The organism is Aequorivita sp. IT1282 (assembly GCF_058068205.1).
The window spans coordinates 590,134-610,973 of the sequence record NZ_JBYRHR010000001.1 but is presented as its reverse complement, the minus strand read 5'-3'; the positions used below and the strand labels follow the sequence as shown (position 1 = coordinate 610,973).

General features: G+C 36.7%; 9 protein-coding genes. 5 read left to right on the top strand and 4 right to left on the bottom strand.

Going from position 1 to position 20,840, the window contains the following annotated elements:
* Positions 1-20 precede the first annotated feature (20 nt).
* From AC3RVG_RS02800 to AC3RVG_RS02785, 4 genes are all read left to right on the top strand, one after another.
* Positions 21-578, top strand: a complete 558-nt coding sequence (locus AC3RVG_RS02800; RefSeq protein WP_489689910.1) for a response regulator — start codon at positions 21-23, stop codon at positions 576-578.
* A gap of 493 nt (positions 579-1,071) precedes the next feature.
* Entirely contained in the window at positions 1,072-8,466 is a 7,395-nt protein-coding gene (locus tag AC3RVG_RS02795) for a hypothetical protein (protein ID WP_489689909.1), read from the top strand.
* A gap of 194 nt (positions 8,467-8,660) precedes the next feature.
* Complete coding sequence (locus AC3RVG_RS02790) at positions 8,661-9,896, top strand: T9SS type B sorting domain-containing protein (protein ID WP_489689908.1); 1,236 nt, start codon at positions 8,661-8,663, stop codon at positions 9,894-9,896.
* Positions 9,897-9,999: 103 nt separating this feature from the next.
* Positions 10,000-14,763 carry an Ig-like domain-containing protein gene (locus AC3RVG_RS02785; RefSeq protein ID WP_489689907.1) on the top strand — a complete coding sequence of 1,588 codons (4,764 nt, stop codon included), beginning with the start codon at positions 10,000-10,002 and terminating at the stop codon, positions 14,761-14,763.
* Positions 14,764-14,947: 184 nt separating this feature from the next.
* On the opposite strand, the gene AC3RVG_RS02780 is transcribed toward AC3RVG_RS02785, so the two are convergent.
* The 3 genes from AC3RVG_RS02780 to AC3RVG_RS02770 form a co-directional block, all read right to left on the bottom strand.
* The gene (locus AC3RVG_RS02780; protein ID WP_489689906.1) at positions 14,948-15,604 is read right to left on the bottom strand and encodes a response regulator; all 657 of its coding nucleotides are present in this window, start codon (positions 15,602-15,604) and stop codon (positions 14,948-14,950) included.
* Positions 15,605-15,643: 39 nt separating this feature from the next.
* Positions 15,644-17,908: a tetratricopeptide repeat-containing sensor histidine kinase gene (locus tag AC3RVG_RS02775; protein ID WP_489689905.1), complete on the bottom strand. Its 2,265-nt coding sequence runs from the start codon at positions 17,906-17,908 to the stop codon at positions 15,644-15,646.
* A 297-nt stretch (positions 17,909-18,205) separates the two neighbouring features.
* Entirely contained in the window at positions 18,206-19,261 is a 1,056-nt protein-coding gene (locus tag AC3RVG_RS02770) for an NAD(P)-dependent alcohol dehydrogenase (RefSeq protein ID WP_489689904.1), read from the bottom strand.
* Between the two features lie 285 nt (positions 19,262-19,546).
* Between AC3RVG_RS02770 and AC3RVG_RS02765 the strand changes: the two genes are divergently transcribed.
* On the top strand, positions 19,547-19,702 hold the full coding sequence (locus AC3RVG_RS02765) for a lmo0937 family membrane protein (protein ID WP_489689903.1): 156 nt from the start codon (positions 19,547-19,549) through the stop codon (positions 19,700-19,702).
* 103 nt (positions 19,703-19,805) lie between these two features.
* Here the strand turns inward: AC3RVG_RS02765 and AC3RVG_RS02760 are convergent, their stop codons facing one another.
* Positions 19,806-20,744, bottom strand: coding sequence for an EamA family transporter (locus AC3RVG_RS02760; protein WP_489689902.1), 939 nt, complete (start codon positions 20,742-20,744; stop codon positions 19,806-19,808).
* Between the last annotated feature and the right edge of the window lie 96 nt (positions 20,745-20,840).

Below are 20,840 nucleotides of genomic sequence, written 5' to 3'. Positions count from 1 at the left end.
AGCTAATAAACTTGAAAATTATGAATTTGCCCGATAACTTAAACTTTTTGTTGGTTGAAGACCTTATTTCGGACACCTTTTTATTACAGCGCCAACTTAAAAAAATTAGCAATAATCCCGAAATTCGTTTTGTGGATAGCGAAATAAGTTTGATAAATGCGTTAAAAACCTATATTCCAGATATTGTGATTACAGATTTTAATCTTGTGGGAATGAATGCTTTCGACGTGATTAAAATTATTAAAAATTACAACGATAAAATTCCTGTAGTTGTAATAACGGGCAATCTAAAGTACGAATCTGATAAAGATGAGTTACTAAATAAAGGAGCAAAAGGCTTTTTCTTAAAAGAACCTATTAATACGCTAAACGAAAGATTGCTTCCGCTTTTTCTCAATATTGTAGCAACCAATCAGGATAAATTAGAAGATCTTAGTGCTGAACGTCGTAAATATGCCTCTAGTAAATCGCAAAGTGATTTTTTAAGGCAATATAATTTTGGCAGTAATGAGGAAAAAAAGGAGGAAGAGAAACCAAAATCTGTGTTGAATGTTTTTCTCGATTTCTTCCGAAAATAGGATATAAAAGCTATTTATCACAGAGCTAAAATGTGCTAATAAAATGTTAGAATAATATTTTTAAAATTTATTATTTTATGCAACCTAGTTTACCTTTCAACGATAAAAACGAAGCTAATTCCTACAAATCAGCGTTTTAGTTATAATTAATTTAGTATCACGGTTTATTTGATCACTAAGGCAGTTTTTATTCAATATCTTTATATTGAAAAATAATTCACCCATTAACTAGTCCTGGTTCAATATTCAAGTAATCGCCTGTAAATCATAGTTTTATAGTTAATCGTTGCAAACATTTATATTAAAATATATTACAAGATACATCGAATTTTATGCTATTTATTGATCGTGTTCATACAATTAAATTCACGCTAAACAAAAAATAATTAAGCTCATTTATTAAATTTTAACTAAATGTTTGGTTTAAGTGAAATTTTAATTTTAGATTTGCTTCAATTTTATCAACGTTCTTACCCCTCCAAATCTTATCATTATGAAAAAATTACTACACCTACTGGTTTTTATCAGTGGTAATTTTCTTTTCGCTCAAGTTGGTATTGGCACAGATATGCCCAATCCATCCACGCAGTTAGAAATTAAGTCTTCTAATAGAGGTATCATGATACCTCAAGTACCTTTAACGGGTATTACAGACCAAACCACAATTACAGCCGGTAATATTGAAAGCCTATTGGTTTACAATACCAAAACGAACGCCACTTTATCACCTGGTTATTACTATTGGTACCAGAATAAATGGAATAGACTCTTAACAGATCTGCCAGACTACATAGTATTTTGGGATGTGGTGAATAATTATTTCACCTATATAGACCAAAATGGAGATGTAATAATCATAGACATCTCGCAACTAGAAACCCTTACCTTTCTGAAGCTCAATGCCGACGGGCATACCCTTGAGTATACTGATGAGGACGGTGTTATAACTAGTATCGATATTAAAACGATCATCGATAACTTTGAAACTCTAACTACTATTGTTGATAACAACAACGGAACTTTCACTTATACTGATGAGGATGGTGGAACTACGACTGTAGATATTTCAAATCTTGAGACCCTTACTTATTTGGCACTCAATGCCGACGGCTATACTTTGGAGTATACTGATGAGGATGGAGTTTTAACAAGTCTCAACCTTGGGGAAATAATCGCTAACTTCGAAACTCTTACTACAATCGTTGATAATAACAACGGTACTTTTACCTACACCGATGAGGATGGTGGAACAACAATCATAGATATTTCAAATCTTGAAACGTTAACCGTTTTGGCGTTGAATCCTGACGGACACACGCTGGAATATACTGATGAAGATGGTGTTTTGACAAGCCTTGATATCGCAACGATCATCGATAACTTTGAAACTCTTACCACTATCGTTGATAACAACAACGGGACTTTTACCTACACCGATGAGGATGGTGGAACAACAATCATAGATATTTCAAATCTTGAAACGTTAACCATTTTGGCGTTGAATCCTGACGGTCACACGCTGGAATATACTGATGAAGATGGTGTTTTAACTAGTCTTGATATCGCAACGATCATCGATAACTTCGAAACTCTTACCACAATCGTTGATAATAACAACGGTACTTTCTCCTACACCGATGAGGATGGTGGAACAACAATCATAGATATTTCAAATCTAGAAACGTTAACCGTTTTGGCGTTGAATCCTGACGGACACACGCTGGAATATACTGATGAAGATGGTGTTTTGACAAGCCTTGATATCGCAACGATCATCGATAACTTTGAAACTCTTACTACAATCGTTGATAATAACAACGGTACTTTCTCCTACACCGATGAGGATGGTGGAACAACAATCATAGATATTTCAAATCTTGAAACGTTAACCGTTTTGGCGTTGAATCCTGACGGACACACGCTGGAATATACTGATGAAGATGGTGTTTTGACAAGCCTTGATATCGCAACGATCATCGATAACTTTGAAACTCTTACCACTATCGTTGATAACAACAACGGGACTTTTACCTACACCGATGAGGATGGTGGAACAACAATCATAGATATTTCAAATCTTGAAACGTTAACCATTTTGGCGTTGAATCCTGACGGTCACACGCTGGAATATACTGATGAAGATGGTGTTTTGACAAGCCTTGATATCGCAACGATCATCGATAACTTCGAAACTCTTACCACGATTGTTGATAACAACAACGGTACTTTTACTTACACAGATGAAGACGGTGGAACAACAATCATAGATATTTCGAATCTTGAAACATTGACCATTTTGGCGTTGAATCCTGACGGACACACGCTGGAATATACTGATGAAGATGGTGTTTTGACAAGTCTTGATATCGCAACGATTATTGACAATTTTGAAACCCTTACTACTATTGTAGATAACGGTAACGGAACATTTACGTATACTGATGAAGACAATGTTACTACGACTATTGATATTTCAAACCTGGAGACGCTTACAACACTAGCGTTAAATGTTGATGGTAAAACTTTAGAGTATACTGACGAAGACGGCGTTGTAACTAGCATCGACTTAGAAACGGTAATCGATAACTTCGAAACACTTACTACTATTGTAGATAACGGAAACGGAACATTTACGTATACTGACGAAGACAACAACACGACAATTGTAGATGTTGCAAACCTAGAAACATTAACCACTTTGGCTCTAAATGTTGACGGGAAAACTTTAGAGTATACTGACGAAGACGGCGTTGTAACTAGCATCGACTTGGAAACAGTAATCGACACCTTCGAAACACTTACAACTATTGTAGATAACGGTAACGGAACGTTTACTTATACAGATGAGGACAATGTTACTACTACTATCGATATTTCAAACCTTGAAACGCTAACTACGCTTGCGTTAAACGTTGACGGTAAAACTTTAGAGTACACAGATGAAGACGGCGTTGTAACTAGCATCGACTTGGAAACAGTAATCGACACCTTCGAAACACTTACAACTATTGTAGATAACGGTAACGGAACTTTCACTTATACAGATGAAGACAATGTTACTACGACCATCGATATTTCAAACCTAGAGACCCTTACTACCCTAGCCTTAAACGTTGACGGTAAAACTTTAGAGTACACAGATGAAGACGGCGTTGTAACTAGCATCGACTTGGAAACAGTAATCGACACCTTCGAAACACTTACAACTATTGTAGATAACGGTAACGGAACTTTCACTTATACAGATGAAGACAACAATACTACAATCGTAGATGTTGCAAACCTTGAAACCCTTACTACTCTTGCGTTAAATGTCGACGGGAAAACGTTAGAGTATACAGACGAAGACGGTGTTTTAACTAGCATCGACTTAGAAACTGTAATCGATACTTTCGAAACCCTTACAACTATCGTTGATAATGGTAACGGAACATTCACTTATACAGACGAAGACAATGTTACTACTACTATCGATGTTGCAAACCTTGAAACCCTTACTACCCTAGCGTTAAATGTTGATGGGAAAACTTTAGAGTACACAGATGAAGATGGCGTTTTAACTAGTATCGACCTAGAAACAGTAATCGATAACTTCGAAACACTTACTACTATTGTAGATAACGGAAACGGAACATTTACGTATACTGACGAAGACAACAACACTACAATTGTAGATGTTGCAAACCTAGAAACATTAACCACTTTGGCTCTAAATGTTGACGGGAAAACTTTAGAGTATACAGACGAAGACGGTGTTTTAACTAGCATCGACTTAGAAACTGTAATCGATACTTTTGAAACACTTACTACTATCGTTGATAACGGTAACGGAACGTTTACTTATACAGATGAGGACAATGTTACTACTACTATCGATATTTCAAACCTAGAGACCCTTACTACCCTAGCCTTAAACGTTGACGGTAAAACTTTAGAGTACACAGATGAAGACGGCGTTGTAACTAGCATCGACTTGGAAACAGTAATCGACACCTTCGAAACACTTACAACTATTGTAGATAACGGTAACGGAACTTTCACTTATACAGATGAAGACAACAATACTACAATCGTAGATGTTGCAAACCTTGAAACCCTTACTACTCTTGCGTTAAATGTCGACGGGAAAACGTTAGAGTATACAGACGAAGACGGTGTTTTAACTAGCATCGACTTAGAAACTGTAATCGATACTTTCGAAACCCTTACAACTATCGTTGATAATGGTAACGGAACATTCACTTATACAGATGAAGACAATGTTACTACTACTATCGATGTTGCAAACCTTGAAACCCTTACTACCCTAGCGTTAAATGTTGATGGGAAAACTTTAGAGTACACAGATGAAGATGGCGTTTTAACTAGCATCGACTTAGAAACTGTAATCGATACTTTCGAAACCCTTACAACTTTAGCCCTCAACGTTGATGGTAAGACCTTAGAGTATACAGATGAAGACGGTGTTACAACTCATGTTGATCTTGAAACTGTAATTAAAAATTTCGAGACTCTTACTGTAATCAATGATAATGGTGATGGAACATATAATTATATCGATGAGGATGGTGTAACAACTGTTATCGACGCCAACACTACTTCTGTAACTGTTGTTGATGGTGTTTATACATTCTTAGATGGTACCAATACTGTTATTACAACTATCGATACCAACGCAGATGCTATTGCTTTCGATAACACTACTAACGGCTTTACTGCTACAGATGTTCAAACTGCAATTGAAGAGTTGCTTACAACTATAACTACAGGTTCTGGAGTTACTTTAGTAGATAACTTGGACGGTACTATTACTTTAGAGTCTAGTACTGGTGCAGATTTAGGAACAATCGCAAAAGCGAACTTAACAGATAATACAGACGGCTCTTACCTTTTCAGTAATGCTGATGGTACAGATATCGAATTTGATGTTCTTTCTGTTGATGTTTCTCTAAATACAACTACCAACCAATACGAGTTTAAAGATTCTGACGGGAACGTAATTGGAAGCATCGATATGAATGCAGACAATGTTGCTTTCGATAACACTACTTCAGGGTTAACTGCTACTAATGTTCAAACGGCTTTAGATGAATTAGCTGCAAAAACTGATATAGTTGTAAATAACAACGACGGTACTTACACCCACACTGCAGCAGACGGCGATGTGCAAACTATCGACGCCAACACTACTTCTGTAACTGTTGTTGATGGAGTTTACACATTCTTAGATGGTACCAATACTGTGATTACAACAATCGATACCAACGCAGATGCTATTGCTTTCGATAACACAACGAACGGCTTTACTGCTACAGATGTTCAAACTGCAATCGAAGAATTATTAAACACTATCGCTACCGGTGGCGGTGTTACTTTGGAAGAAAATTCTGACGGAACTTTTAGCCTTGTTGCTACAAACGGAACTGTTTTAAGCACAATCTCTAAAGCTAACTTGACTGATAATACAGACGGCTCTTACCTTTTCAGTAATGCGGATGGTACAGATATCGAGTTTGATGTTAAGACTGTTGATGTTACTCTTAATACAACTACCAACGAATACGAGTTTAAAGATTCTGACGGGAACGTAATTGGAAGCATCGATATGAATGCAAACAATGTTGCTTTCGATAATACTACTTCAGGTTTAACTGCTACTAATGTTCAAACGGCTTTAGATGAATTAGCTGCAAAAACTGATATAGTTGTAAATAACAACGACGGTACTTACACCCACACTGCAGCAGACGGCGATGTGCAAACAATAGATGCCAACACAACTTCTGTAACTGTTGTTGATGGTGTTTATACATTCTTAGATGGTACCAATACTGTTATTACAACAATCGATACCAACGCAGATGCTATTGCTTTCGATAATACTACGAACGGTTTTACAGCTACAGATGTTCAAACTGCAATTGAAGAGTTGCTTACAACTATAACTACAGGTTCTGGAGTTACTTTAGTAGATAACTTGGACGGTACTATTACTTTAGAGTCTAGTACTGGTGCAGATTTAGGAACAATCGCAAAAGCTAACTTGACTGATAATACAGACGGCTCTTACCTTTTCAGTAATGCTGATGGTACAGATATCGAGTTTGATGTTAAGACTGTTGATGTTACTCTTAATACAACTACCAACGAATACGAGTTCAAAGATTCTGACGGGAACGTAATTGGAAGCATCGATATGAATGCAAACAATGTTGCTTTCGATAATACTACTTCAGGTTTAACTGCTACTAATGTTCAAACGGCTTTAGATGAATTAGCTGCAAAAACTGATATAGTTGTAAATAACAACGACGGTACTTACACCCACACTGCAGCAGACGGCGATGTGCAAACTATCGACGCCAACACTACTTCTGTAACTGTTGTTGATGGAGTTTACACATTCTTAGATGGTACCAATACTGTGATTACAACAATCGATACCAACGCAGATGCTATTGCTTTCGATAACACAACGAACGGCTTTACTGCTACAGATGTTCAAACTGCAATTGAAGAAATAAATACAACCATTAATACTTCGAAAGGAGATCTAACTGTAGATGGTGGTCTTGAATTTACCGGCGCCACAGATGGTCTTAATAAGCTATTAGCTGATGCAGGTATCCAAATAAAAGATGGTGGAATTACAACAGTAAAACTTGCTGACAATGCTGTTGATTCAGATAAAATTATTGATGGTGAAGTTAAAACTGCAGATATCGCAGATTTAAATGTAACAGCTGATAAATTAGGTGCAGATGCAGCCGACGTAGGAAAAGTTGCTACAGTTAATGCTGATGGAACAGTTTCTTACAATGCAATTACAACAACTTCAATTACCGATGCTAAAGACCTTACTGCTGGTGATACTTCTATTACTGTAACCAATGGTACAGGTGCTACCCTAGTTGATTCAAATGTAAAAGTTACCGATGGCGGAATTACTACGTCAAAACTTGCTGACAATGCTGTTAATTCAGCTAAAATTATTGATGGTGAAGTTAAAACTGCTGATATCGCTGATGCTGCTGTTACAACTACAAAAATTGTAGCAGGAACTGCAGGTCAAGTAATGATTACGAATGCTTCGGGAGATGTTGAATGGGTAAATCAATCTACTTTACAAGCTCAAATAGCAGATGGTACTACTACTGTTGTAAGCGGTACAGGTACTTCGGCAAACCCTTATAAGGTTGAAGTAAAGGACGCTGCAATTACAACAGCAAAACTTGCTGACAATGCAGTAACTTCTGCTAAAATCGACGATGGCGAAGTAAAAACTGCAGATATTGCCAATTCAAATGTTACCGCTGCCAAACTTAATGACGATGTTGCTGGTGCAGGATTAGTAAAAAACTCCACAACTAACGCATTGGATGTTAAAGCTAATAACGGATTGAATGTAGATGTAACTGCAGATGCTGTGCAATTAGGTGGTGCTTTAATTAAACCAACTACTGTTACAACTTCAGCTGCTAATACTTTAGCGGTTGCAGGACTACAGACGGGAACATCTACAGATAAATTAGTTGTTGCAGAGACAGATGGTACTTTAAGACAAGTAAATTCAGCTATGCCGAAATTTTTCTATATGCCGGCAATTATTTTTGATACTACAGTAAATGGAAACTTTACCAGAAACTTGCATCAAGAATATCTTGGCCAATTTACAGGAACAAGCAACCCTACCCTAGTTTCTAGTTCAGGAGCGCCAAGTGCAATACCAAACGTACCAACGGCTACAGATTTATATTACTACATTACCTATTATGATACTGCTGTATTCTCAAATATTTCTGTAGATGCAAATGGTGTTTTAAGCTATACTATTATAGGAAATGCCACCGAGGCGTCGTATATGACCATTATATTCGTAGTGAAGTAAAAACAATACATAGAATCTGGCTTCGAAGCATTCGTAGCCAAATTCTTAATTAATCAAACTAATAAAATCATGAGATTTATAAAGTTTAATATAATTGAATGTATTGTCTTTATAGCATTACAGTTTCACACAGTAGTAGTGAAAAGCCTCGCAGACATACCGGAATATTTATCACAAAGTAAATGGCAATTAATATGAAGAAATCAATATTATATATCGGTACCCTCCTTCTTCTTACCCTTGGTTCAAAAGCCCAAACTTCAAACGAAGGCATGCTCTATGTTAGTGAAGACACAAAATTCTCAACAGTGGAGCGTTTTAATAACTTAACTACCGGATCGTTTTATAATGATGGAAACGCTTTTATTTATAGCCATTTCAAAAACGAAGGAATTATAGACTTCTACCAAAACACTGGAATTACAAGATTTATTGGAAGATCTAATCAAGCTATTAGTGGATCGCAAGTGAGTTATCTGTATAATGTTTTATTTGAAAATAGAAGTAACACCATTCCCTTTCAACTGTCAGGCAATATTCTAATAAGTGGTCAAGCAGACTTTTTTGAAGGTATAGTAGACAATGATAATTTTGGCGGAGAGATTACTTTCAATACAGATGCAAGCCACATAAACACTTCAGATTATAGCCACGTAGATGGTTTAGTGAATAAATATGGGGACTCCCAATTTACATTTCCTATTGGAGATGGAGGCTACTATCGTTTCGGCGGAATTTCTGCACCCGTAAATGATACGGCGGTATTCGAAGGAAAATTTTATTATGAAAATTCAAACGACCTATATCCACACGACTTAAAAGCTGGAATAATATTGGAAATCGACAACCAAGAATATTGGACTATTGAAAAAGAATCCTCCACTAAAGAAAATGTGTTAATTACCCTATCGTGGCGAGATGTAACTACTCCGCAGTCTATGATTTCAGCCGCAGAAAGAGAAGCATTAACAATCGTGCGATGGAACGAGGCTACCAATATGTGGGTAAATGAAGGAGGAGCAATAGACACTGCTAACAAAACTGTTACTGCAGCTGCAACAGGATATGGAGTTTTTACCTTTGCCAGAATTGTTGAAGGCGAAGTTTTAGGTTGTAGCAGCATCGCAATTTATAATGCAGTAAGCCCGAATGGAGATGGTGTAAACGATTTCTTTAGAATAGACGTAACAGATGATTGTGCTCGAGATATGCACGTATTAATATTTAACCGTTGGGGTGTAAAAGTTTTTGAAACAAACAACTATGGCCCAGATGGCGATGTGTTTGATGGAACGTCTACAGGTCGTGTTACAGTAAAATCTGCCGATCGTTTACCTACAGGAACATATTTCTATATTTTAAATTATGAATACGGAGATCCTATATTGGGCAACAGACACAAACAAACAGGTTTCTTATATTTAAACTAATAATTAAAATAATTTTCCAGAAATGGTAAAGATTTAATGTATTTAATCTTGAGAAGCTTAAATATATTTAATTTATATAACAAATTTATAGTCCCCCTGTATTATGAACAAAACTACTTTTTCAGTTAAAATAATACTTACACTATTACTACTATGTATAAGTGTATCTGGATTTGCGCAACAAACCGAAATAGATCTACAAGTTACTAATACACACAATGGTGCAGATCCATCTTCCCCTGGCGATATTATTCAATATACCATTAAGGTAAAAAACCTAAATAGCACTACTGATGGAACTGGCTTAGTAATAAAAAATCTCTTGCCAACCGATCTTACTTTTATTTCAGTTAGATCAATTCAAAATGGTACAACTTATAATTCTACAACTGGTTTATGGAATATCGGGTTTATAGAAAAAAACAAAGAATATCAATTAAAAATTGATGCCAGGGTTAATGCAAATACGTCAGCTAGAACGATTGTAAATACAGCATCCGTCAATGCTTTTAATCAATACGACCCTGTAACTACAAACAACACAGCTTCTGCAATTTTAAATATTTCAGGCGCCGATTTACAAGTGGTTAAAACGGTAAATAATAATTCTCCTCGTCCTGGAGATTTAATTACCTATACTGTAGTTGTAACAAATAACGGTCCTGAGGAGGCCAAGAATATTGAAATAAAAGATCTTTTGCCAGCAGGCTTAACCTTTGTATCATCAACCATAACTCAAGGAAATGCTTATGTTCCTAGCACAGGAATTTGGTATGCAGATAAAATAAGAAAAGACTTTACTGCAACCTTAACCATAACAGCAAGAGTAAACACAGGTACTTTAGGCCAAACAATAACAAACACGGCATCTGTATATTCAGTACAACAGCTTGATAGTATTACCAATAATAATTCTAGTTCGGTCGAAATCTACATACTTGAAGCAGATTTAACTATCAATAAAACGGTTAGTAACGCTACACCCGATGAAAATGAAATTGTTATATATACTATTAACTATACAAATGCTAGTATTTATAATGCACCTTATGTAAAAATAACAGATTTGCTACCAGCCAATGTTATTTATTTAAGCAATACAAGCCCGGGGGGCGGTTATAATCCACAAACAGGTGTATTCAGCTTAGGCACTTTACCCGCCATGACAAGTGGCACCTTTACTATTAGAGTGCAAGTAAGTCCGAACACTGGTGGTATTACAGTGGTTAATACAGCAAACATATCTTCCCCTGCTTTTGACCCAAATACAGCTAATAATACTAGTACAGCTACATTTCAAGTGTCTGGGGCAGATTTAGCAGTTACAAAAACAGTTAATAATACTACTCCTGCTGAAGGAGATATTGTAATTTATACAGTAATTGTTAAAAACAATGGTCCAGATAGGGCCAATAGTGTTAATGTAGCCGATAGAATACCAAATAACTTAGCAAACATAACCTTTACTTTTACCCAAGGTGATTATCAATCAAGCCAGGAGAGCTGGAGGGTCGGAAATTTACTCAATGGCCAAAGCGCAACTATGACGGTGCGCGGTACCCTAGATAGATCAGGTACGTTTATTAACGTTGCGACTGCCTCATCTAATAAACCAGATGGTAACCAAGCTAACAACAGAGCACAAGTAACAGTTAACTCCTACCATACTTTTTCGGCTGGTGCCTGTATTATTAATATGGGAATAGTTCCCCAAACTTATAATAATGGTTTAAAGCCATATGGTTTAGTTTATGAATTAGCTAACGTCCATGACATCCCAGTATATTGGTCTATTAAACCAGATAAAACCTGGGGCCCGAGTATGACTGGAACTACCACACAAAACATTGTAAATCAAGCAGATTTTTCGGTAAACGGAAAAGAATATAAAGGGGGGCCATTTATTATACCTTCAGAATATATGAGTGTACTTGTTAGGCACCCCAATGGTTCAGGCGCCACTATTACAGTACGTGATTTAATAACTTATTGGATGGGACAATTTCCCGGATTAAGCATAGACTGTGAAAGAGATGGCTTTGTAGCTCCCATGCACGATGTAATAACTAGATTCCCAAGAGCAGTTTTAGACACGCAAAACGGCTCTAAATTACGTACCGCTTTTTACGAAAGAGCAAGATTATATACTGGACAATTTAGTGCAGGGGCTAACCCTTCATATAGAATAGCCTCTCCAAGTCAATTAACAGATTGTGACGATATGTTTGGATTACCTCACGCCGATCCACATGATTGGAATGAATTAACGGAGCAAGTACACCTCAAAAACTGGATTAAAACTGGTGGATACTTATGGATGGCTTGTCACGCTGCGAGTTCTATGGAAGGATTAGTAAATATTTCTACTGCTAATGATCCAGATGGTTTAGATATGCGCCTTTTAACTAAAAATGGTTTAGTGGAATGGAGAAATCATAGTAATACGGCAACCCCACCATTTGATTATAGTTTAGAGCGCGGCATATTTAATGCCAATGTGGCTGCAGATCCTTTTATGCAATTTATAGGAAAAGTAGATGGCGCCCTCTCTGGGGGATCTGAAGAAATATATTTGGTGAAACCAGAAGGTTATAGATCCACTACTGTTTTTCCTGTGAGAGATTTAGATCATCCACAAACGCAACCTGGAGGTGCCTTCCCTCCTGGCCCAGCTGCTTCTGTAGTATATGGACGTGCTTTTGGAAATGAAGCCTACGGAATGGTAATGTATGAAGCATCGCACAGTTTTGCAAGTGGATCTGAAGCTGAAAATGTAGCGGCTGCACGTATTTATGGCAATATGTTATTACAAGGTGGTATAGAAAGAAACCCTAAAATAACTCCAGGCACCAATATACCCCCTCGGTCTGCCTGTATAGGTCAAACATTCCTGATGGATATGAAAATTACAGGAATAGGTTCATCTTTTACTTATGAATGGTCTTCCAGTATTCCTGGCACGTTTTCAGGTCCTGTTACAGGTTCAGTTAGTGGAAATGGATTAATTTCTAATTCGTTTACAACACCTTCTGTTACGCAGAATACAATGTGTATTATTCGTTTAAAAATAACTGATAATTGTGGAAGACAGAGTTTCCTAGCTAACCCTGTACTTATATATGCAAATCCAGTTCCAACAATTACCCCTACTACTAATAGATGTATTAATAAAGAACAAGTGCACACCACGGAAGCTGGAATGACAAATTACATTTGGAATGTAACCGGAGGTGTAATTACTGCTGGTGGAACAACAAACGCCGTTACAGTTAATTGGACTACTTTAGGAACGGGTAGTATTAAAGTTACCTATACCAATCAGTACGGATGTACAGGTTCTACAACCAAAAGTATTGTTGTTAACAATTCGCCAACTGCCGGGAATATTACAGGCATTTCAGAATTATGTCCAGGGAATACAACAACCTTAGTTGCCAATGCCACTGGATCAGGTACATTAACATATACTTGGGCATCTTCAAACACAGCCGTTGCAACAGTTAGCAATACTGGCGTTGTAACTGGATTGTCCAGTGGAAGTACTAATATTCAATATACCGTGACAGCTAGCTCTGCACCTGATTGTGCAACAACTTCGGCGCCCTTTTCGTTTAATGTATTAATTTGCAGAACCCTTATTGCAAATAACGATTCTTATTCTGCCACCTTTCAACAAGGCGTGGATGGTAGAACCTTTGGTAGTGTTTTAAATAACGATACCCTTGATGGCAATCCTGTTAATGCAACTGATGTTACCCTTACTTCAACAGCTACTGCAGCTTTATCTATAAATTCGGCCAATGGAAATGTTATAGTTGCTGCGGGTACGGCCCCTGGAACGTATACAATAAATTATACCATTTGTGAAAATGCGAGGCCTAGCAATTGCAAAACGGCTACAGCTACCGTTATAGTAGGCAACCCAACCCCTATGGTAGCCCAAAATGATTCGTACAATGCAAGCTTTCAAGAAGGTGTAGAGGGAATTACATTCAGCGCTGTATTGGATAACGATACTTTGAATGGTTCGCCTATAAACCCTGCAGATATTATACTAACTTCTACTGCTACAACTGTACTTTCAATCAATTCAGCTACGGGCGATGTTATTGTAGCCCCAAATACCGCTCCTGGAACGTACACTATTAACTATAGAATATGTGAAAGATTAGCCCCAACTAATTGTAAAACCGCTACTGCTAGTGTAACAGTGGGTAATCCCACCCCAATAGTAGCACAAGATGAAACTTTTAATGCATCTTTCCAGCAAGGAGTAGATGGAGTTACTTTTAGCGATGTTTTGGATAACGATACTTTTAACGGTGCAGCCATAAATCTAACTGAAATAACACTTACCTCTACCCCCACTTCAATTCTATCTATAGACCCAAATTCTGGCGATATAACTGTAGCTCCGGGAACCGCCCCTGGAACCTATACAATAGATTATACGCTATGTGAGACCGCAGCGCCAAGCAATTGTGAAACAGCTACCGCAACGGTAAAAGTAAGGACAGCTTTTCCAATAGTTGCAACAAATGATACGTACAATGCATCCTTTCAACAAGGTACAAACGGCACTACTTTTAGCGATATATTAGATAATGACACCCTTAATGGTGCGGCTATAAACTCAGGAGATGTAACCATTTCATCTACTTCTACTTCCAACCTATCTATTAATCCCACAACGGGCGATGTAACCCTAGCCCCAGGAACCGGGGAAGGAACGTATACCATTAATTATACCATATGCCAAACCACCGCTCCTGCCAATTGCGATTCTGCAATTGTAACGGTAGTGGTTAAAGCGAGAAGTTTGATGATAACTAACCCGAATATTTATCACAAAGTGAGAGGCAATTAACGTGAAGAAATTTATATTTTATATCGGTAACCTGCTTCTTCTTACACTTTATTTAATAATATAAACTTCAAACGAAGGAATGCTTGACATCGGTGAAGACATAAAATTTTCAACTGTTGAGCGTATTAAAAACCTAAATTCAGGGTCATTCTTTAATTAGGTATAAAAGTATTTGAACTAATAATTAAAGCAGTCCGTGCGCCGAAGCAAATTTGTAAAGCGCAATGGTATTGCCTTCAATATTTAATTTCCTAAAAATATTGCGTCGGTGCGTTTGTACCGTAAAACTGGAGAGATAAAGCTGATCTGCTATTTCTTTAGAGTTATATCCCTTGCAAACCATTTGTATTACTTCGGTTTCGCGTTTAGTGAGGTTGTACTTTTTTAAAAATTCATCCATAAAAGTAAACTCGGTAGGAGTTTCCTCAGTTTTTTTTGAAAAGTCTGGAAACACGGTTTTGCCGTCCATCACTTCCAATATATTTTCTGCAAGTTTATCGAGATTGTCCGATTTCAAAATAAAACCATTGGCACCCGCAGCGTGGCACTGCTCCGCAAGTTCTTTTGAAAAATAAGAAGTAAGCACCAATATCTGAACATTGAGACTCATTGCCTTTATTTCTTCCAGTACTTGAAGTCCGTCTTTTCCAGGCATATTTAAATCTAGCAATAGCACATCGGCATCTGGGAGAATAGTAGATTGCATTAGTGCTCCCCCGTCATTAAAAGTAGCCGTAATTAAAAAACGTTGATTCTTTTCAAGAATTTCGGTAATTCCATTTACGATGAGTGGATGATCATCTGCAATAATTACTTTTATTTGGGTTTTGGGGGCTTCCATTAAAATGATTTTTAATATTCTAAATATCTTGGTAAGGGTTTAAAAAGATTGCTTTTTCTTATTGTCTTTTTCAATAGGAAGCTCTGCTAAAATAAAAGTTCCTTTATTTATATTTCCGTTAATTTCTATAGTTCCGTTTAAATATTCTACGTTGCTTTTCAGCATCCTCAAACCAATGCCCTCCTGCCCTACACTGTTTTCCATTCCTTTTCCATTGTCTTCAATATAAATGGTAACAGAGTCTTCCAATTCCACAATTTGTAACAGCACATGACTAGCCTGCGAATGTTTAATGATGTTATTCATTACTTCTTGCACAATTCTATAAACCGTTAAACAAAATTCTTCGTTCCAAGTACTCGTGTCTTCAAGTCCTTCATAAATTTCTTCCACCTTAAGTTTTTCTGAAGTGTTAACCGCATTAACCAAATCGTGAATTGCAGGTCGCAATCCGTATTTTTCAAGTGCTATTGGCATTAATGTGTGACTAATATTCCGAACACTTTCACTAATATCTCCTAATAACCTATGTGTTGTTTCTAATTTTTGCGCTGCGTTGCTACCAATTTTGAAATCGTCGTTTTTTAGTTGCTTTAAATTCAATATTGCAATTGAAAGCATAGAACCCGCCTCATCGTGAAGTTTATGAGCAACTTTTTTACGTTCTTGTTGCTCGGCGTTTTTTAATGATTTTGTAAGATTTAAACGGTGCTCCTGTCCCAAATTTACAAGCTGTGCCTGATGCCGTTCTTTTAATTGTTTACGGCGAAGCCAAAGCGAAAGGGATACTAATAACAGAATAAGTACTACACTTCCTCCTCCAAAAATCATTCGCTGTTCCGAGAGTTTCTGTTTTTCTTTCTCTAAAACCATAGCCATATCGTGCTTTTCCACTTCATAGGCTGCTTCAGTCTTTAGCGTATTCACCTTTTCATTTTCGGTGAAAATTGTTCTTTCCAATTCAAGCTCCTGCGTTTGATACTGAAGTGCTTTTTCGAAATTCCCTTTTCTGCTATATAAATCCTTTAGGTAACCATATAAATCTTTCAAGTCATTATTTTGGCGATCCTTGCCAACAAATGCTGGTTCTGCAGCCAATAAATATTCTTCGGCTTCTTTATAGTTTTTCTGCTCCATGGCTGATTTTCCCAAAACGGCAAGAGATGAAGCTGCGGCAAGGTCTGCACCTATCTGTGTACGCAGTTTATAGGCAGTCTGCAAACGTTCGTCTGCTTTCACATAATTTTTCCGGATAACTAAAGAATTTCCGTAATTATGGTTTGCAAACGCAATTCCACCTAAATCTGAAGCCTTCTCAAAATATTGTATTCCTTGAATATAGAGAGTATCAATACCATTATATTCTTCTCTTAAACTATAAATAGTGGCCATATTAACTAAGGTTAGCCCCATAGACCGATATTCCTTCAAATTTTTTCCTAGCGCTAGACTTTTATTGTAATACTTAAGTGCTTTTTCATATTCACCTGCATTTTTGAAAGCAATTCCCAAATTATTATATGCCCTCAGTAAACCATTATTATTATTTGTTTTTTCATTCAGCCGAATTACTTTAAAATGAATTTTAACAGCCTCATCAAATCGAGATAAACGAGAAAGTGTATTGGCATAATTAATATAAATGTTAGAAAGCAGTACATTATCCTTGCTTCCTTCCGCAAAACTCAAAGCTTTCTCTATAGATTGCAGCCCCTTTAAATGGTCGCCACGCCTAGCATTTAAAATACTATTTCTATTGTATAGCTCTGCCAGTCGTGCTCTGTCTTGCGGCTTAAAACTTTCTTCGTTTTCGATGGCTTGCTTTAGTAGAATTTCAGCATTCTTAAAGTCACCAGTTGTTAGAAATTCTCTTCCTAAATTACCTAATCCTATAGCACTTCCTTTTTTATATGAAATTTTATCGGCCAGATTTATGGCAAGTGAATCAAAATGAGCCGCTTTTTTAGGATCTCTATTGAAGAAGTGTAAATTTCCGTAGGCAATATAGCAGTCAACTTCGCTGCTTTTTTCTTCGCTTTTCTTGAAGTAGTTAAACGCGTCATCAATATCCTTAAATGCGGCTTCGCGCTCAGCTTTACCGTAAACAAGTGCACGTTCTAATTGAAGTTTCGCTTTCTGTGAAGGCGATTTTGTACTCTTTATTTCTTGGGTAAGACTATCAAGTTTTGTCTGTGCTATAACATTGCAGCCTAAAAATAAAGTGGTTAAAAACAATAGTGTCTTTAACCCCATGGTAAAACTTGATACTAAAATTGAGGAATTATTAATTTGAATTAAATTCAATGGGTTTAATATTTTTTTATCAAAAAATAACAAGGAATCTTAAATAATTACTGTTATAAAGATAGAAAAATCAATAGAATGTAAAAATCGGAAACTGAGATACTTCCAGAAACATTTACAGTGATGTTTTATCACACTCTATTCCAGCCGATTAACTAAAATAACTTAAAGTTTTTTTACTGAAAGCATTTTAAAATATGTACTTATGAAATTCTTTTACACCACTTTGTAAGAAATTAGGCACAAAAAAAATGCGACTCTTAAGAGTCGCATTTTCAATTGGTGAAGAATAAATATTTAATTTTTAAGTGAAGCCATATCTATTACAAATCGATATTTTACATCAGCTTTTACTACGCGTTCATACGCCTTATTTATTTCTTTTATATCAATTAGCTCAATATCTGAAACAATATTATGCTCGCCACAAAAGTCGAGCATTTCTTGTGTTTCTTTTATTCCGCCAATAAGTGATCCAGCAATACGCTTACGGCCGCCAATGATTCCACCTCCGTGGAATGGCTCTAACGGCTCAACAGCCCCTACGAGCACCATTGTTGCATCAACCTTTAAAAGACCAATGTACGGGTCCATTTTATGTCCCACCGGGATGGTATTCAATATAAAGTCGAAGCTGTTTTTATGTTTCGCCATATCTGCTTCGTCCTTACTAATAAGCACTTCGTGAGCTCCTAATTTTTTAGCATCTTCAGCTTTAGATGGCGAAGTAGTAATCATCACTACGTGAGCGCCCAGTGCGTTTGCAAATTTCACACCCATATGCCCAAGACCTCCAAGGCCAATAACGCCTACTTTATCGCCTTTTTTTACATTCCAGTTTCTAAGTGGAGACCAAGTAGTAATACCTGCACAAAGTAAAGGTGCAGCCCCAGCTGGATCTAAGTTTTCTGGAATACGAAGAATAAACTCTTCATTTACCACAACGCTAGTAGAATAACCTCCGTAGGTTTGTTTTCCTTCCAAATGTTTGTCTTTACTATTATATGTGAAAGTGGCGCCTTTTTCGCAAAACTGTTCTAGATCATTTTTGCATTGTGCACATTCTTGGCATGAATCTACCATGCAACCTACACCCACCAAGTCACCTTGTTTTATATTTTTTATATTCTTACCAATTGCTGTTACGCGACCAACAATTTCATGCCCTGGAACTACTGGATAAGTAGAACCGCCCCATTCATTTCTAGCTGTGTGAATATCGCTATGGCAGACGCCACAGTAAGTAATATCTATTTTTACATCATCATCACCAACCTCTCGACGCTGAATGTCCATTGGTTTTAGATCGTCTTTTTCGTTTTGTACTCCGTATGCTTTTGTACTTGTAGCCATTGAATTTATATATTTATGAATTTAAAATAATCAGAACTAGAAAAGAAATCCATCCGCCAGTCCTATTGATTTTTGTAAAGATATTTACTGAGAAGTGCAATTCAGGTTAAGGAGGTGTTAATACCTTGAATTATAAAGAAACTTAATCTCATCAAAATTTTATGAAAACTGCTATTGATTACCAAATCGTCAATTTTTTACATATTTTATGACAACTTTATATTTTTAGGTGTTAATTTATTTCATTATAAAAACTATTTTTAACCAACTAAAAACATAAACTCAATGGGAAACATTTTATGGTTAATTGTAGTATTACTTGTAATTGGCTGGCTATTCGGATTTTTAATATTTCCGGCAATAGGCGGTATTATTCACCTTTTACTAGTGATCGCGGTAATTATGGTAATCTACAAACTGCTTACAGGTAGAAAACTGTAGTATTTAGCGAAGGATTATTAATAGGTATCTTCAAAATATATTTTTTGGAGATACCTTTTGCATATAAAAGAAAACAGCTTGAATTCCTACAAAATCTAAAAAACTATTTTTCGAGCTTTTCACGTTTTACTCTGCCCGAAAATCTAGGCAATGTAATTGAACTACGAGTTGTAGTTATAAAATACACACCAGTCAACAATACAGCAGCTGCAATAATAGATTGTGTGGTTATTACTTCGTCTAAAATATACCAACCTAAAAACAATGCTATAATCGGGTTAACGTACGTAGAAGTTGCAACTTTATCTGGCGAAACTGTTTTTAATAGGTAGTTAAAAGATGTAAATGCTACAATACTTCCGAAGACTATTAATAGCAGCATACTCCATTGTACAGATTGCCCCCACTGGTTTGGCGCCACCCATTGTTCCCCAAAAAGCAAACTGGCAATTGCCAACGTAAGTCCTGCGGTAAACATTTGATAACCTGTGTTTACGAAGAAGTTTTTCGGAAGATCTGCCTTGCCCACAAAAAGACTACCGTACGCCCAACTGAGCATACAAGCAAAAATCATAACCATTCCTAAAACGGTACCTTCTTTTGCAATTATTTGCTGTTGACTTACAAGCAGAATGATTCCTAATACGCCCAAAGCGACCCCCACTAACGACATCACTTTTATAGGTTTTCCTTGCAATAAACGCATTAGTAGTAATACTACTAATGGCTGTGCCGAAATCTCCAAAGCCGCAAAACCGCTGTCAACATATTTAAGCGCCCAAACGATAATTCCATTACCAAAAGAAAGAAACAAGACTCCCACAATAAAAGCATTTTTAAACTGCTTGCGAGTAATGGCAAGGCTTTTCCCCATTGCTTTCGAAATAATAAAAATAAGAAGCCCAGCGCTTGTAAACCGAATGGAGGCCAAAAAGAACGGTGGCAACTCCCCCACCGCTACTTTATTTAGCATATAAGTAGATCCCCAAATAACGTAAATAGAGAAAAAAGCAAGGATTATAACGGTTGTGTTTTTCGGCATTTTTAGGATAATTGGCTAGTGACTTTTGAGGTAGTGAAGATATAAATTTCGGCTAAGTGTATTTGCTATAAACTTCAAAATCTAAGTAACTTATTT

What these genes read in the sequence shown, in the direction of transcription:
- AC3RVG_RS02800 (WP_489689910.1), top strand. Translation starts at nt 21, where the DNA reads ATGAATTTGCCCGATAACTTAAACTTTTTGTTGGTTGAAGACCTTATT.
- AC3RVG_RS02795 (WP_489689909.1), top strand. Translation starts at nt 1,072, where the DNA reads ATGAAAAAATTACTACACCTACTGGTTTTTATCAGTGGTAATTTTCTT.
- AC3RVG_RS02790 (WP_489689908.1), top strand. Translation starts at nt 8,661, where the DNA reads ATGAAGAAATCAATATTATATATCGGTACCCTCCTTCTTCTTACCCTT.
- AC3RVG_RS02785 (WP_489689907.1), top strand. Translation starts at nt 10,000, where the DNA reads ATGAACAAAACTACTTTTTCAGTTAAAATAATACTTACACTATTACTA.
- AC3RVG_RS02780 (WP_489689906.1), bottom strand. Translation starts at nt 15,604, where the DNA reads ATGGAAGCCCCCAAAACCCAAATAAAAGTAATTATTGCAGATGATCAT.
- AC3RVG_RS02770 (WP_489689904.1), bottom strand. Translation starts at nt 19,261, where the DNA reads ATGGCTACAAGTACAAAAGCATACGGAGTACAAAACGAAAAAGACGAT.
- AC3RVG_RS02765 (WP_489689903.1), top strand. Translation starts at nt 19,547, where the DNA reads ATGGGAAACATTTTATGGTTAATTGTAGTATTACTTGTAATTGGCTGG.
- AC3RVG_RS02760 (WP_489689902.1), bottom strand. Translation starts at nt 20,744, where the DNA reads ATGCCGAAAAACACAACCGTTATAATCCTTGCTTTTTTCTCTATTTAC.